The sequence below is a fragment of the Gudongella ferriphila genome (assembly GCF_046224405.1).
GTDB lineage: Bacteria > Bacillota > Clostridia > Tissierellales > Tissierellaceae > Gudongella.
Genome location: NZ_JBJXRK010000010.1, coordinates 22,906 through 38,367, shown reverse-complemented (window position 1 = coordinate 38,367; position 15,462 = coordinate 22,906). Strand labels below are relative to the sequence as shown.

The following is a 15,462-nucleotide window of genomic DNA, read 5'->3' as shown; positions in this document are numbered from 1 at the left end:
TATTTCATGGTTTGTTATTTTATTAACATAAGGAGATGGATTATGAGAAAATATATTTCAATACTTTTAGGAATCATTATGCTGGCAACCCTGCTGTCCGGCTGTGCGGCCCAGCCTGAGCAATCCAAGGAGCCGGTGAATTTCGTGTTCATGGAGGGTGTCACCGCCCTTACTGCTGCGGATATGATAAATAGGGACCCTGACCTTGGCAGGGAGATAGACTACAATATCATCAATGCCCCGGACCTTCTGGCGGCAAGCATCCTAAAGGAGGAGGCCGACATTGCAATGATTCCTACAAACCTTGCAGTCCAGGCCTACAACAAGGACCTTCCCTACGTCATTGCAGGGACCTCAACCTGGGGCAACCTGTATATTGTTGGAAGTGAGGATGTGGCCAGTGTCTCTGACCTTGAGGGTAAAAGCATCCACACCTTCGGGAAGGGGCTCACTCCAGAGCTTGTTCTCCTGATGGTCCTTCAGGAGAATGGTCTTGATCCTGTGGAGGATGTTGAGATAAACTACATGAACTCTGCCGCAGAGGTTGGCCCCTTCCTTCTTTCGGGACAGGCAAGCCTTGGGGTTCTTCCTGAGCCTGCCCTTTCAGGTGTGGTCATGAAGGGTGAGAACATGAAGGTTCTCCTTGACCTCAATTCCCTTTGGGCTCAGGCCAGGGGAGTTGACAAGGGCTATCCACAGTCATGCATAGTGATCAAAAAGTCCCTTGTGGAAGAGGATCCCGAGTTTGTGGAAAAGTTCCTGATGGAGTATAATAATAGCATAGAATGGGCAAACGAAAATCCAGAAGCCCTGGGTGACCTTTCCGAGGACCTCCTTCTTGGAACTCCAAAGGCCGCCGTGGTTCAGGGAATTGAAAGAATGAACATAGGTAACTTCCCCATTGAGGATTCAATGGAGGAATACCAGGACTACTACCAGGCTATCATGGACTTTGCCCCTGACTTTATCGGAGGAGCGCTGCCTGATGAAGATATCTACTACACAAGATAAAGGTCTTAAGCTTGTCTCCGGTCTTATCCTGATCGGGGCTTGGTTTCTCTTGTCTATTTTTGTGGGCAAGGAGGTCCTTATCCCCTCCCCTCTGGCTACCTTGAACAGCCTGTTTGAAATAGCTGGAACCGATGGATTTCTAAAGACGATATTATATACAATGGCAAGAAGCCTTGGAGGATTTGTTTCCTCCCTGCTTCTTGCTGTTTTTTTTGGCGGCATTTCCAAGTGGTCAAGGCCTGTGAGGCTCCTGTTAAATCCCTTTGTGGAATTCCTTAGCTCTGTTCCTGTCATTGCTATCATACTTCTTGCACTGATCTGGCTGCACAGCAGCCTTGTTCCCCTTTTTGTGGGCTTTCTTGTGGTCTTTCCAATCATGTACCAGACGGTCCTTGTCTCCCTTGATGAGGTGGACAGGGGGATCCTCCAGATGGCCAGGGTCTACAAGGTCAAGAGACTTGCACTTATAAGGGATATATACATACCGGTGATTGTACACGGGCTGTCAAACATATCCGCCACCACCCTGTCAACGACACTTAAGATGGTTGTTGCAGGAGAGGTCCTTTCCCAGCCCGGGTTTTCAATTGGGGGGAATCTACAGCTTCAGAGGATGTATCTCAATACGTCGGGAGTGTTTGCATGGATTGTGGTTATTCTTGTTATTTCGAAGGTTTTGCAGGTATTAGTTGAAAGTGGAAAGCAGAAGATATCGTCAATGAACAAAGTACAATGAACATTGAACAATGGAGAAGAAAATTAAGAGTTAAGAGTTAAAAAGTAAGAAGAGAGTTGGTCGGTTGGTCAGGTGGTTAGGAGTTAGTGGAAAGAATAAGGTCAATGAACAAAGTACAATGGAGAAGAAAATTAAGAGTTAAGAGTTAAAAAGTAAGAAGAGAGTTGGTCGGTTGGTTAGGAAAAGATAGAAGAGTGATCTCTCGACAAGCTCGAGATGACAACTTATTTGTCATAAGTGCCCGGCAATAGAAATAATCAAAATCTTTGATTTTGAGTTATTTCATTGAGAGGGTATCCGACTGTATAGGAGAAATCTAGGGTTTAGTAGGTAATTGATTGAGAAAAGAGAGATCCCTCCGCTACGGTCGGGAAGACAAAACAAGGATGTGATTATATGTACAGAATCGAGAACATAACCAAAAAATTCAATGACCTCCTGGTCCTTGAGGATATCTCAATTGATTTTGTCCAAGGTGGAACAACCTGCATCCTCGGCCCTTCCGGCTGCGGCAAGACCACGCTTCTTAACATCATATCGGATATTGAGAAGCCTGATTCCGGCCAGGTCATTGGTTTCAAGGATTCTGTGCTTTCTTTTGTCTTCCAGGAGGACAGGCTTATACCATGGCGAACCGTCAAGGAGAACCTCCGCTTTGTATTGAGCGGCAATGATGATATCTTGGACAAGGACGGGCTTGTTGAGGACTATCTGGATAAGGTTGGACTCCTTGAATACAAGGACTACTACCCTGAAGAGCTCAGTGGTGGAATGAAAAAGAGGATCGGAATCCTGAGGGCCTTTATCTACCCCTCCTCCCTCCTTCTTATGGATGAACCCTTCTCCTCCATTGATATCTCAAACAAGAAGGTCATAATGGACTTTTTCAGGGAACTGATGGATATGGAGAACCGGTCATGTGTCCTTGTGACCCATGACCTTGATGAGGCCATAAGACTTGGGGATAGGATCGTTGTCCTAAGCGACAAGCCAAGCAGGGTCAAGAGGATCATACAGAACATGTACCTTCTTGAGCCCAATGAGGAGAATATGGTCAAGATGAAGATGATGCTTGAGAGGGAATTTTAGTTGGGATGACAAATAAATAGACATAAAGAAAGGATGATGTTCGAAATGAATAAAGATCAGGAACTAATAGCATTTGTGCAAAGGTCTGTTCAGACCAGAAGCTACACAGACCAGGAAGGAGATTACGCAAACCTTGTAAAGGAGGAGATGGAGAAGCTTGGCTATGATGAGGTCTTCATAGATTCAACGGGAAATGTTGTTGGAAGGATTGGGGACGGGCCAAAGATCATCCACTTTGACAGCCATATGGACACGGTACAGGTTAATGATCCCGATGAATGGAAGTACCCTCCCTTCTCAGGCGATATCCAGGAGGGCTATCTTTGGGGACGTGGCAGCGTGGATATGAAGTCCGCCCTTGGAGCAAGTGTTTATGCAGCTGCCAGGGCAAGGGACCTGGGCTACCTCGAGGGCAAGACTGTCTATGTGACAGGGACCGTCTGCGAGGAGTTCTGCGACGGTGAGAACCTGAAGCACCTGTACAAGGAGCTTGACCTTAAGCCTGACTACTGTATCATATGCGAGCCAAGTGACAATGTCATCACCCTTGGCCACAAGGGAAAGGCCCAGATCAGGATCAGGACCCACGGTGTCTCAGCCCACGGGTCTGCACCGGAGAAGGGAGTCAATGCAGTCTATGAAATGGCTGAAATAATAACCAGGGTTGATGAACTGAACAAGTCCCTGTATAAGGAAAACGAGCCCCACGGAACGGTTGTCCTCTCTGACATATCAAGCGTCAGCGCATCCCTTAATGCGGTTCCAAGCGAATGTGCAATCTACCTGGACAGAAGACTGGTTCTCGGGGAGACCCTGGACCAGGTGGAGGAGGCGATGGACAGGCTGATCCAGGGCAAGGATGCCTCCTGGGAGGTTGGGACCCTCTATCACACAACCTGGAAGGGCAAGGACCTTGTCTACCAGCCTATGCACGATCCATGGAAGATCCAGAAGGATCACCAGCTGACACAGTCACTAATAAGGGCCTATTCAAATATATACAATGAGGAGCCTAAAGGTTTTGACTTCTGGGATTTCGGGACAAACGCCATCACCCCCATTTCAATGGGCGTTCCCACAATCGGCTTTGGGCCCGGGGAGTACAAGCTTGCCCATATGAGGGATGAAAGATGTGCTGTTGATAAGATTGTCGAGGCATGTGAGGTCTATGCCGAACTTATCAAGGAACTGTAAAATGCAATGAACATTGTACAGTGAATAATGAATAATGTTAAGAAGAAAGATGTCTCCACAAGGTCGAGATGACGATAAATCATGTTAAAGGTAAAATCTAATAAGCAAAAATGAGGCTATAGCTTGATAATAAGCTATGGCCTCATTTCGATTCCATACTGATTCTATTAGATTGCTGTCCAGCCTCCGTCAACTGCAAGGTACTGGCCAGTGGTGTAGCTTGATGCGTCAGATGCGAAGTAGACTATGGCCCCATCAAGCTCCCCTTCCTGCCCTATCCTTCCCATTGGGCAGTAGGTCTTTACAACAGCTTCGAATGACTTGTCCGATACTACATCCTGAGTCATCTCGCTGGCAAAGTAAGCAGGGCCGATTGTATTTACTGTTATATTGTATTGAGCCCATTCTGTGGCAAGAGCCTTGGTCAACATCTTGACTCCACCCTTGGTTGCAGCATAGGCTGAAATTCCAGACCCCATCATCGCTGCCGTGCTATGAATTGAGCCGATGTTTATTACTTTTCCGTACTTCTGCTCAACCATTATCTTACCAACTTCCCTGGCAACAAAGTAAACTCCGTTAAGGTTAATGTCAACTGTCTTCAGCCAGTCTTCATCTGATTGTTCCTCAGCAGGTGCCATAAAGCCAATTCCTGCGTTGTTTACCAATATATCAATCTTGCCGAAATGGTCCTTAACTTCCTTTACGGCATCCTTGATCTGCTTGACATCCGTCACGTCGCATTCAACCGCCAATGCCTTTACTCCAAGTGCCTCAAGGTCAGCTTTTACCTTTTCAAGCTTTTCCTTTCTTCTTGCAAGAAGTGCAACATCCGCTCCCTGCTTTGCAAGTGCAGTTGCAAACTGTACTCCAAGTCCTGAGGATGCTCCCGTTACCAGTGCTACCTTACCTTCCAAGCTAAATAATCTTGCCATAATATCTCTCCTTTTGTTTGTTAATTATTCCACAATCATATTATACCATATCATGTTAAATTTTAAACAAGTTTATCAAAAAATTTATTTGTTCAATATATTAATCTCAATTTACCATGTCCAAACATGGTAAATGCTCATAATTCTTATTTCAGAAAAAGTATTGACATATCCCAGCCACAAAATAGAATATGAATTGTTGGCCAGGGTTAACTTGCCTTTTAGGAGGGGTGTTCTTTGAGGATGCTGCCTAGGTTGATTGGACGTATAATAGTATTGATTATGATAGCGACGGTTGTAGGCTTGTCCCTTCTGAAAATATCAAGGGACAGGAAGAATGGGGTCAAGTGCTCGGGCTGCCCCTACAGCAAGACCTGCGGAGCCAATACAACCTGCAGTGACAATTCTCAGTTCACAACTCACAATTCACAACTGAAAACCTTATAGTCATAAGTGCCCAGCAATAGAGGTATCCAAAAACTTTGATTTTGATATATTTCATTGACAGGGTATCTGAGTCTAGTCGAATAATCTAGTGATTGGTTGTTAGCAAAAAGCAGTGGAAAATTTTCCACTGCTTTTTACATAAGAGTGTATAGCAGGTAGCTGTAGGCTGATGCTATCAGCACAAAGGATACCAGCACCGGCATTGTCTTTCTCACAAGGGAGAGGAAGGATGTCCCGTGCTCCTCTGTTATTATTGCAAGGCAAATGTGTGTAGGTGATATCTGCATTGCGATGTAGTTGATTGACATCAGGAATACCACAAGGCTCAGTCCCCCAGATGGTATTGTTGCAATAGCTATTGGAAGGGCCAGTGCAATCATTGCCTGGGATCCCGCCACCAGGGTTCCGAAGAAGAAAATAAGTCCGAATATTACAACCGGTGGAACTGCCAGGGCTGCAAAGTAGTCCGGCAGATTCTCTATTACTCCTGTCTCTATTAAAAGCTCCTTGAAAACCATGATCACCACTGTTGTCATTATCAGCTTTTTTTCAAAGGCTGTGTAGAACATGGATTTGATTTCCCTGTACTTGAACCTGTTGATTATATAGGAGAGAATTATAACCGGGATCACACTTAGGTGCACAGGGACTCCCAGCACAAGGATAATGACTATTGTGAGGATAATGGTCCACAGTGCCTCAATCAACCTTTTCCATTCATAGCCGCGGTCCACCCCCTCAAGTCTTTTCTCCACCTTGGGTATCTTCCTTACATAAAAGACATAGCCCAGAATAAACAGTATGAGAATCATGGGAAGCATCCCAAGGATAAAGCTTGTCATCTTGATTCCACTAAGATTCACAGCAAGTATTATGGATGCATAGGTGGGAAGGAAGGCTTCTGAAATATGCCTGTAGAAGGAGGTTACAAAGGTCTTTTCCTCCTGGGTAAGGTCATCCCCAGCTGCCTTGTCCACAATGGGCGAAGCGATCAAGACAGCCCCTGCTGATGGCAGCAATCCTATTATGAAGGGGGCGATCATTGCGTTGACCCTTCTTGAGTTGAAAATGTTTGTAAGGGACCTTTCTGCCTGAATAAGGTGTCCCCTCTTTTCAAGCATCCTCTGCAGGAATGTTATGGAATAGAATGCAAGCACCAGGGTTATTGTTGTCCTTCCAAATACTCCATTCCTTAAGACATTTAGCAGCTCCGCTGATCCTACTCCATAAAGAAGCGCTGTGGCGATTGAGCCCACTGTCACTGATATATACAGAGGCTTGTTCATCCTCATTACAACTACGATTATTGCAAATACCGCTACTAGTTTTATTATGTCCATTATTTTCTCCTTGATTTTTCATTGGTACATTAATAATAATACTTTAATAGATTTAAGTCAAATACTGTTGGGGGGTATAAGACAATTCACATATGACTTGGGTGTCTGGCAAACATAGAAGGTCACCCACAGAAAAAGGAGTACCACCTTGTGTACTCCTCATTGATTTATAGATCCTAATCCAGAAAGTCCCTGACAACGGCCTTGAATATATCAGGCTTTTCAAGATGGTTCATATGACCTGCATCTGGGATAACCGCCATCTGTCCCTTGGACATTGCCATCTGGAAGTCCCTTAATGTCCTTACATCCATTTCATCCCTATCTCCACAAATTAAAAGTACCGGTACAGTAATCTCGCCAAGTCTTGGGGAAAGGTCAAAGCTTCTCAGCTTTCCTGTAAGCTCAAGGTCACTTGGTCCCCACATAACGCCGTACAATTCCTGATTTATTGCTCCAATTGCCTCCATCAGGTACCCAGGGAATGGTGTATGGGTATACATGTGTCTCTTGTAGAACTCCATCATTACTCCAAAATAATCTTCCCCATACTCATGATCACTTTCTGCCTTCCTAATTATTTCTACCATTGGCTCCGGCAATTTGGATACCAGCTTCTTCATATCCTCTTCCCATATTGGTGTACTTAAGTATGGAGACGAAAGTATCAGAGCCTTGACACCTTCGGGCTTATTCTCTAGCATGTGGGAACAGACCAGTCCAGCTCCCCATGAGTGACCAAAAAGTATAACTTCAGACAGTTCCAACCCCTCAATTACATCATCCAGCTCCTTGGTGTAATATTCCACAGAATAATCGTCCATATCCTTTGCCTTGTCTGACTTGCCACATCCCAGCTGGTCGTAGAAATAAACAGGCCTTTCATCTGCTAGGTCACTTAAGACCTGGGGCATGGATAGAAATCCGGGCCCTCCATGAACCACCAGTAACGGCGTCCCTTTCCTGTCCTCCCCGTAGACTGAATACCAAAGCCTTCCCTTTGCACCTTCAATATATCCTTCCTTCACTTCAATGCACCTCCACGCATCAACAACAACCAACCCTATAGTTTCCCTGGGATGTTTTCCCATAATATTTATACCCTTTTCTTTGTCAAATTGTTATCAAATTCATTGCAAAAGATTATTTTAGGCCAATTTATGACAAAAGAAAAGCAAGAGATTCTCTCCCTTGCCTAAACTTTTTGCTTATTCGCTGCTTCCAAAAGCTCTATTACCTCTTCATCCTGAATCTGTGGAAAATTGTCGTAATATGCTCCCACCGCACCCAGGAAGAAGTATTCCCTTGCTATGCACTGGAGGTCATCAACCATCCTGTCAAGATCCCTTGCCGTGTCCGATGGAACTACCGGTACCGCAAGGACAAGTCTTTTCGGCTTCTTGCTCCTTATCTCCTTTATTGCTGCCTTTATGGTGTAGCCGGTTGCAACACCGTCATCTACAATTATGGCTATCTTATCCTTTGGGGAAATATATGGAGCGGGATACTCCTCTCTTCTTCTCCTAAGCTCCTCCTTGATCCTTTCCGCTTCATCCTCCAGCCACTTTGGATCAATGTCTTTTATAGCCTTTGGATTGCACCAGGGCTCTCCTTCCTCGGCGGATGCACCTATGGCATATTCCGGATTGCTGGGATGTCCAATCTTCTTTGTAAGTACAATATCAAGAGGCAATGAAAGGTCTTTGGCAATCTGGGCACCAAGAACCACTCCTCCCCTTGGTAATGCATAGACAACCGCATCCTCCACTGCATATCTCTTTAGAAGCTTGGAAAGTCTTCTACCTGCATCTACCCTGTCCTTGAACATCATAACAATCAACTCCATCCAAAACATAAAACAAACCGAACTTCTATTGTACTGTATAGATACCCACTGATAGGAGAATTCATTGTTAAAACTGCTTCAAAAAAACAATCTACCCATGGGGACTGTCCCCATGGGTAGATTATTCTTGATATTAGATTGCAGTCCATCCACCGTCTACTGCCAGATACTGGCCGGTGGTGTAGCTAGATGCATCTGATGCAAAGTATACAACAGCTCCATCAAGCTCGCCTTCCTTACCGATTCGTCCCATAGGACAGTATGTTTGTGCAACTGTCTTGAATGACTCGTCGTTAACAACCTCCTGGGTCATCTCACTCTCAAAATATGCGGGTCCGATTGTGTTGACGGTAATATTATACTTAGCCCACTCTGTAGCCAGTGCCTTTGTCAGCATCTTCACTCCACCCTTGGTTGCTCCATAGGCTGATATGGCTGATCCCTGCATTGCAACCGTACTGTGGATTGATCCGATGTTGATGATCTTTCCGTACTTCTGCTCGACCATGATCTTACCAACCTCTCTAGCCATGAAGTATACTCCGTTTAGGTTGATGTCAACAGTTCTTAGCCAGTCTTCGTCTGACTGGTCTTCAGCTGGTGCCATAAAGCCAATCCCAGCGTTGTTTACAAGAATGTCAATCTTGCCGAAATGGTCCTTTACTTCCTTTACTGCATCCTTTATCTGCTGAACCTCTGTTACGTCACACTGAACTGCAAGTGCCTTGACGCCAAGCTCCTCTATATCTGCCTTTACCTTTTCAAGCTTCTCTATCCTTCTTGCAAGCAATGCAACATCCGCACCCTGTCTTGCAAGTGCAGTCGCAAACTGAACGCCAAGTCCCGATGATGCTCCTGTAACCAATGCTACCTTACCTTCCAAACTAAACAATCTACTCATTAGCACCTCTCCTTTGACTTGTTAATTTGCTTACGTATTATGTATACCCGAACTTACGATAGATTATTCGTTTACATAATAAGAATCTAAGGTGACGTGATCAAGGGGACGCTCGTGCGTCCCCTTTCTTGTTATTCCATTGCTCTTTTTGGCCAGTTGTGATCCTTCAGTATGGCACGGCCTACCCCGATCAGGTCAGCCTTTTTCTCCTTCAGGAGCCCTTCCGCAGCCTCAGGCTCAGTGATCCCTCCTGTAAGGATGACCGGAACATTGACTGCCTGCTTTATGCTTTCGCTCCATCCCGAAAAATATCCCTGGCCGGTGAACTCGGGCCCCATAAATCCACACATACCACCGGTTATATCTATCACGTCAACTCCCGCTGCAACAAGTTCCCTGGCAGCCTCCCTGCTGTCCTCTATGGTTGTCCCGCCTTCCATATTATCCGAGGCTCCTATTCTCACGAATACAGGGTAGTCCTCCCCCACCTTTTCCCTGACCGCCTGGACTACCTGGCGATGGAAGAGGATCCTGCCTGAAAGGTCACCTCCATACTGGTCTGTCCTCTTGTTGGTCAAGGGCGACAGGAACTGATTTAGGAGATAGCCGTGGGCTGAGTGGATCTCGACCCCATCAAAGCCCGCCTCCTTGGCTCTTCTTGCCGCCTGTGCGAATTTCACCACCAGGGCTTTGATTTCATCCACTGTCAGCTCCCGTGGCGTCAGATTGTTCTTCTTCCTGGGATTCATTACAGGTGATGGTCCCACACACTCCGTCCCCTGGACATCCTCAGGTCCGTTGCTCCCGGCATGGCTAAGCTGAATGAAAGCCCTGCTCCCGTTGTTCTTTATTGTATCCGCCAGCTTTCTCAGCCCTTCAATCTTGTCATCCTCCGCTGCTGACAGCTGCCGTCCATTTGCTTTTCCTTCCGGTGAAATGTATGTGTGCTCAACAATTACAAGTCCTATGTGGCCACTCCCTGTGATCTTGTCATAGTAGTCCAGGGTTTCCGCCTTGACCTCTCCCTTTTCGCTTCCTGACACTGTTTCCATTGGCGGCAGCACCAGCCTGTTCTTAACCTCCATGTTCCTTATCCTTATTCCTTCCTTAAGATATGACACAAAATCCCCTCCTGTTTGCTTATGCTAGTAGTCTCTTACCCAAAATACCTTTTGTTTTACCACACAAGGAAAATACATAAAAAAAGGACCTTGGACCTGTCAAATGACAGGCCAACGCCCCTATTTTTCATCTATTCGTAGGTTCCCCTCACCACCACCTGGCCGTCCTTCATCATGACCTTGCCCCTGGCAATAACATAATCAAGTTTCAGGTCACCATCAAGGATAAGGAGGTCTGCATCCATGTCCCTGGCAACTCTGCCCTTTGACTTTTCAAGACCAAGGGCTCTTGCAACATTTGTTGTAAAGAAGGGCAGCGCAGCCTCAAGGCTTAGGAGTCCTGCCTTCACAGTCCCGGTCAACTCATTGTATAGGCTAGAAACGGATGAAACCCCTATCTTAAGAAGGTTTCCCTTCTCGTCATACTTGCTCCAGCTTCCATACCCGTCGGAGCTTATGGTTATATTTTCTGCCGGAACTCCATTTTTCAGTGCCTCTGCAACCACTTTTCCAGGAGTCCTTTCGTCATAGATTCCACAGGTAAGGTCGATTGTTCCCCCTTGTCTTGCGTAATCCAGAGCTTCCTTCAGCAGTTCGTCATTCCTGTTCACATGTGTGGGGATAAAGGTCTTCATCGGAAGGTCCCAGGTCTCAAGGACCTCCCTGATCGCCTTTAGCCTTCCCTTTCCTTCTCCCATGTGGGTAACAACAACCCCGGCCTTGCCTGAGAGCATCCCTGCAACCCTTGCATCGGAGGCAAGCCTTGCCAGCTCCTCCTTGGAGGTGCTTGGTGCCCTGTGGTCCGATATTGCAATCTTAACGCCGATTATCTCATTGATATATGTGATGTCCTTCTTGACAGAATCCGTCAAGGTTACAGATGGGTAGCCATAGGACCCTGTCAGGGCGTAGCTGGTTATCCCTTCCTCGTTCAGGGCCTTGGCCTTTGCCACAAGGTTCTCAACATTCCTTGTTGTGGAGTCTGTTCCCAAAAGTCCCAGGACGGTTGTTATTCCACCTTCTATCAGCCTTGAAAGGGTTATATCAGGAACCCTTGTCCTGAAGCTTCCCTCTCCTCCACCTCCAGTGAGATGGACATGTCCATCAATAAGGCCCGGTACCAACGTCTTCCCTGAACCGTCTATCACTTCCATCCTGTCTGATATGGGCTCAAGATTTTCACCTATTTCAATGATTTTCTCATTTATTATCATTACATCCTTTGTTCCCAGTGATTCTGGTGAGAACACATTAACCTTCTTGATTAACAGCATTGCCAATTGCCCCCTTGTCTTCCTTCTTGCTATCGTCAAGCTTTGTGATACCTATTCCTGTGACAGCAAGGAGTATTGCAAACACTATACCCATGTAGTTAAGAACCGCCCATGGAAGATATTCTATGGTTGACACTCCAAGGGTTGCGGTCATATATGCTCCTGCTGCTGACCATGGAATCAATGGTACCAGCACAGTACCTGAGTCTTCAAGTGTCCGTGAAAGGTTCTTTGCATGAAGATTTCTCATTTTATATGCATCCCTGAACAATTCTCCCGGTATAAGGATTGAAAGGTATGAGCTTCCTGTTACAAATGCCACAGTTGCACATGATGCGATTGTTGAAAGTATGATTCCCGCTGTTGTCTTGACCTTGCTAAGAAGGGCCTCAAGGACCACATCAAGCATACCTGATACACTAATTATTCCAGCAAAGCCCATAGCACAGAATATAAGCACGGTGGTGGTTGTAACCGACACGACTCCACCTCTGTTGATCAGGGTGTTTACCGCCGGTGCCACCTCTCCGGCAAAGCCTGTCATGCCTACGTTAAAGCCCTGGATCAGGGAAACGAAACCATTCTTTAGGGTGTAGCCCTGAACTCCCATTCCAAGTAGGATTGAGAAAAGACTTGTTCCAAGCATTGTAGGTATTGTTGGCCACTTGAGAACAGACCCTGCAATGATTAAGGCAACCGGTAGGAACAGGATTATGTTCCAGTTGAACATCTGGCTCAGCTGATCCTGAAGAACCAAAACAGAATCAGGGGTGCTTGCACCTCCAGCTGAGTTCATTCCAACTATGAAGTAGACGATCAGTGATACTGTAGCTGCCGGGATTGTAGTCCAGAACATGTGCTTGATGTGCTCATAAAGCTCTGATCCTGCAGCAATTGGTGCAAGGTTTGTGGTATCTGAAAGGGGTGATATCTTGTCACCAAAGTATGCTCCTGCAACTACAGCTCCTGCTGTTGCCGGCAGTGATACTCCAAGTCCACCTGCTATACCCATTATTGCAACACCTATTGTTCCTGCTGAACCCCATGAGGTTCCCGTTACCGTTGACAGTACCGCTGAAATTATAAAGGCTGTCACCAACAGGTATTGGGGATTTACTATGTCAACTCCGTAGTAGATGATCATGGGTACTGTTCCTGAAAACATCCATGATCCAATAAGTAGTCCAACACTCCACAGAATCAAAGTCGCTGGTAGTGCCCTTGAGATTTTGTCGATTACCCCATCCTGCATTTCCTTCCAGGTGTAGCCAAGTCTCCAGGCGATTATCCCTGCAACAAAGGCTGAAAGTATAATGATGGGCTCTGTCCTTAGCTTCAATACTCCAACCCCAACCGTCAACGCTATAACCATAAATAGTATTGGTATAAGACCTTGTAATAACGTGGGTCTCCTTCTAACCTGCTCCTTCTTTTCCATACAATCACTCTCCTTTTATTTTTCTGCCATTTATTATTGCAATATCCATGCCAATTTTGTTTCCAAGGAGAGTTCCCCTGTTTACTGGCTTTCACAAAAAAGCTATCCAAAGCAAACCCGCCTGGTGTTGGATGTCATCCAACTGTTGGCGGGAGTTATCCTGCTTTATTGGTTTTCCTTGCCTTCTCCGTTAGGATCATGCCCTTGTTGCGGACGGTCTCCACCAGACCCCTTTCCTTAAGGTCATCCAGAAGGGCTCTTAGCTGTCCTTCTCCCAGATCATAGCCGATTTCTGTTGCCTGGCTGAGCAATCTCCTTCTGCCAACCGGCACCTGGCCGTGGACTTCAAGCTGCTTCAATATCCAGGTCTCAAGGGGTTCCGCTTGTGCTTCTTTCTTGGCATCATCCAGAATATACCTGTGAAGGTCGTCCCTTCTGATCTTTTCACCGGTGTAAATATGGCTCAGGTACTCTGTAAGGTTTTTCAGCTCCCTTACATTCCCTATCCACCTGTAGACCTTGAGTATGCCCAGGGTCTCGCTGTTGAAAATCTCATTGAGGTTTTTCACACTTCTGCTTTTCATGTAGGAGTTAAGAAACATCCTAAGAAGCAGCTCCACATCAGCTGGCCTTTCCTTAAGGGGAATGGTTTCCAGGGGAAGGATGTTGAGCCTGAAGAAGAGGTCCTGCCTGAAGCTGCCGTCCTCTACCATTTCCAGGAGGTTCCTGTTGGTGGCTGCGATAATCCTTACATCAACGGCCTCTTCCCTGCTGCCTCCAACCCTTCTTATCCGCTTTTCCTCCAGGGCCCTCAGGAGCTTGGCCTGTATATCCAAGGGGGTATCTCCAATTTCATCTATGAAGAGGGTCCCTCCATCCGCAACCTGGAACAAGCCTTCCCGACCTCCCTTTAGGGCACCTGTGAAGGTACCCTCCTCGTAGCCGAAGAGCTCACTCTCCACAAGGTTTGAGGATATGGCGGCAATGTTGATGGGCACAAAGCCCTTGTCCCTTCTGGGGGAGTTCTTGTGGATGGCCTGGGCGAGGATTTCCTTCCCAGTTCCATTTTCTCCATGGATAAGGATCGTACCGTCTGTGGAGGCATACTTTCTGGCTTTTTCAAGCATTCCCAGAACCTCTGGCTCAAGGGTGTAGTAGTCGTCAAAATCATGCAGGTTCCTGTTGTTCTCATACAGTGCTTTCATTGAGGATCCCGCCTGGTCATAGTAAGCCTTAACAAGCTGACCCACCCTGTTCTGGTAGGTCACCTCCTTCATCTCCAGATGGATGTTCTTGCTTCCCACCCTTGTATCATAGCTGCTTTCACCTGATTCCACTATCCTGTTAATGCCCTCGATGTCTGATGCTCTTTTGTTGAGGACATCCATCCTTTTTATTTGCAGCATCTTTTCAAATCTGCTGTTGATGCTTCGGATGATTCCCTGACTGTCAATGAAAGCCACCCCAAACTCAAGACTGTTTGTGATCTTCTCGAGTATATCCTTGATCTCGCTGGTTTCCTTGCCGGCCTTGTCTATTGATTTTGAGATCTCCACAATGTCCTTGAGGTAGCTTTCAGCTATGGCATGATTTGAAATCTGATTCCCAAAGAGAGTATTGTTGATCTCAAAAATTGTGGACAGCCCAAGAATCCTTGAACCTATATCTATTGAATCTGAAGCACCATAGGGGGACAGCTGATTTTCACCTGGTGTCACAATGGTTGAAACCCTGGGATACTTTTGAATCCCAGGATAATATGGGTAGTACTTGATATGGTCAAGACCCAGATCCTGCAGCTGCTGGATAGCCTCGGTGGCTGACTCGTATCCATCGTTTACAAAGAGAACCTCCAAGCCCCTTTCAAGGCTTATCAGGTCCCTGATGTTCTTGTGGTTGACAACCCTATGGGCAACTATGTAGCTGATGTTCTCGCTAAAGGACCTGCTTGCCCGGTCCCTGACATAGTTGCTGCTGAATACCACAAGGTCATAGCCATCTTCAGGCACTGGCAGGTCTTCAAGGAGATGGCAGGTTACCTGGAGCATGCTGCCATAAAGGTCATCTAGCTGTTCACTTAGGGCCCTTCCTGTATTCTCACCCATGGTTATCAATAATATCTTCTTCATA

General features: G+C 46.3%; 14 protein-coding genes. 5 read left to right on the top strand and 9 right to left on the bottom strand.

The window, feature by feature from the left end; genetic code table 11:
• Positions 1-42 precede the first annotated feature (42 nt).
• The 4 genes from ACKVDP_RS07540 to ACKVDP_RS07525 all read left to right on the top strand — a co-directional run bounded on the left by ACKVDP_RS07540 (position 43) and on the right by ACKVDP_RS07525 (position 4,030).
• Complete coding sequence (locus ACKVDP_RS07540) at positions 43-1,011, top strand: ABC transporter substrate-binding protein (RefSeq protein WP_409228207.1); 969 nt, start codon at positions 43-45, stop codon at positions 1,009-1,011.
• On the top strand, positions 986-1,747 hold the full coding sequence (locus tag ACKVDP_RS07535) for an ABC transporter permease (protein ID WP_409228206.1): 762 nt from the start codon (positions 986-988) through the stop codon (positions 1,745-1,747). Before ACKVDP_RS07540 ends, ACKVDP_RS07535 begins: the two co-directional genes overlap by 26 nt.
• Before the next feature lie 396 nt (positions 1,748-2,143).
• Positions 2,144-2,836, top strand: coding sequence for an ABC transporter ATP-binding protein (locus ACKVDP_RS07530; RefSeq protein ID WP_409228205.1), 693 nt, complete (start codon positions 2,144-2,146; stop codon positions 2,834-2,836).
• Positions 2,837-2,881: 45 nt separating this feature from the next.
• The gene (locus tag ACKVDP_RS07525; protein WP_409228204.1) at positions 2,882-4,030 is read left to right on the top strand and encodes a YgeY family selenium metabolism-linked hydrolase; all 1,149 of its coding nucleotides are present in this window, start codon (positions 2,882-2,884) and stop codon (positions 4,028-4,030) included.
• Positions 4,031-4,197: 167 nt separating this feature from the next.
• Here ACKVDP_RS07525 and ACKVDP_RS07520 read toward each other — a convergent pair whose 3' ends face one another.
• Positions 4,198-4,965, bottom strand: coding sequence for a glucose 1-dehydrogenase (locus tag ACKVDP_RS07520; RefSeq protein WP_409228203.1), 768 nt, complete (start codon positions 4,963-4,965; stop codon positions 4,198-4,200).
• A 243-nt stretch (positions 4,966-5,208) separates the two neighbouring features.
• Here ACKVDP_RS07520 and ACKVDP_RS07515 point away from each other — a divergent pair, with 243 nt between their 5' ends.
• On the top strand, positions 5,209-5,412 hold the full coding sequence (locus ACKVDP_RS07515; RefSeq protein WP_409228233.1) for a FeoB-associated Cys-rich membrane protein: 204 nt from the start codon (positions 5,209-5,211) through the stop codon (positions 5,410-5,412).
• Positions 5,413-5,546: 134 nt separating this feature from the next.
• On the opposite strand, the gene ACKVDP_RS07510 is transcribed toward ACKVDP_RS07515, so the two are convergent.
• The 8 genes from ACKVDP_RS07510 to ACKVDP_RS07475 form a co-directional block, all read right to left on the bottom strand.
• Positions 5,547-6,752, bottom strand: coding sequence for a DUF401 family protein (locus tag ACKVDP_RS07510; RefSeq protein WP_409228202.1), 1,206 nt, complete (start codon positions 6,750-6,752; stop codon positions 5,547-5,549).
• A gap of 176 nt (positions 6,753-6,928) precedes the next feature.
• Positions 6,929-7,780 (bottom strand): proline iminopeptidase-family hydrolase, encoded by an 852-nt coding sequence (locus ACKVDP_RS07505; protein ID WP_409228201.1) that lies wholly within the window; start codon positions 7,778-7,780, stop codon positions 6,929-6,931.
• A 167-nt stretch (positions 7,781-7,947) separates the two neighbouring features.
• A complete protein-coding gene (locus ACKVDP_RS07500) occupies positions 7,948-8,583 on the bottom strand; it encodes a phosphoribosyltransferase (protein ID WP_409228200.1) in 636 nt (211 codons plus the stop codon).
• A gap of 148 nt (positions 8,584-8,731) precedes the next feature.
• The gene (locus tag ACKVDP_RS07495; protein ID WP_409228199.1) at positions 8,732-9,499 is read right to left on the bottom strand and encodes a glucose 1-dehydrogenase; all 768 of its coding nucleotides are present in this window, start codon (positions 9,497-9,499) and stop codon (positions 8,732-8,734) included.
• Between the two features lie 131 nt (positions 9,500-9,630).
• Entirely contained in the window at positions 9,631-10,620 is a 990-nt protein-coding gene (locus ACKVDP_RS07490; RefSeq protein ID WP_409228198.1) for an NADH:flavin oxidoreductase, read from the bottom strand.
• Positions 10,621-10,751: 131 nt separating this feature from the next.
• On the bottom strand, positions 10,752-11,894 hold the full coding sequence (iadA, locus tag ACKVDP_RS07485; protein ID WP_409228197.1) for a beta-aspartyl-peptidase: 1,143 nt from the start codon (positions 11,892-11,894) through the stop codon (positions 10,752-10,754).
• The gene (gene nhaC / locus ACKVDP_RS07480; RefSeq protein WP_409228196.1) at positions 11,872-13,332 is read right to left on the bottom strand and encodes a Na+/H+ antiporter NhaC; all 1,461 of its coding nucleotides are present in this window, start codon (positions 13,330-13,332) and stop codon (positions 11,872-11,874) included. The genes iadA and nhaC overlap by 23 nt, the downstream gene beginning before the upstream one ends.
• 155 nt (positions 13,333-13,487) lie before the next feature.
• Positions 13,488-15,461: a sigma 54-interacting transcriptional regulator gene (locus tag ACKVDP_RS07475; RefSeq protein ID WP_409228195.1), complete on the bottom strand. Its 1,974-nt coding sequence runs from the start codon at positions 15,459-15,461 to the stop codon at positions 13,488-13,490.
• Position 15,462: the final 1 nt, after the last annotated feature.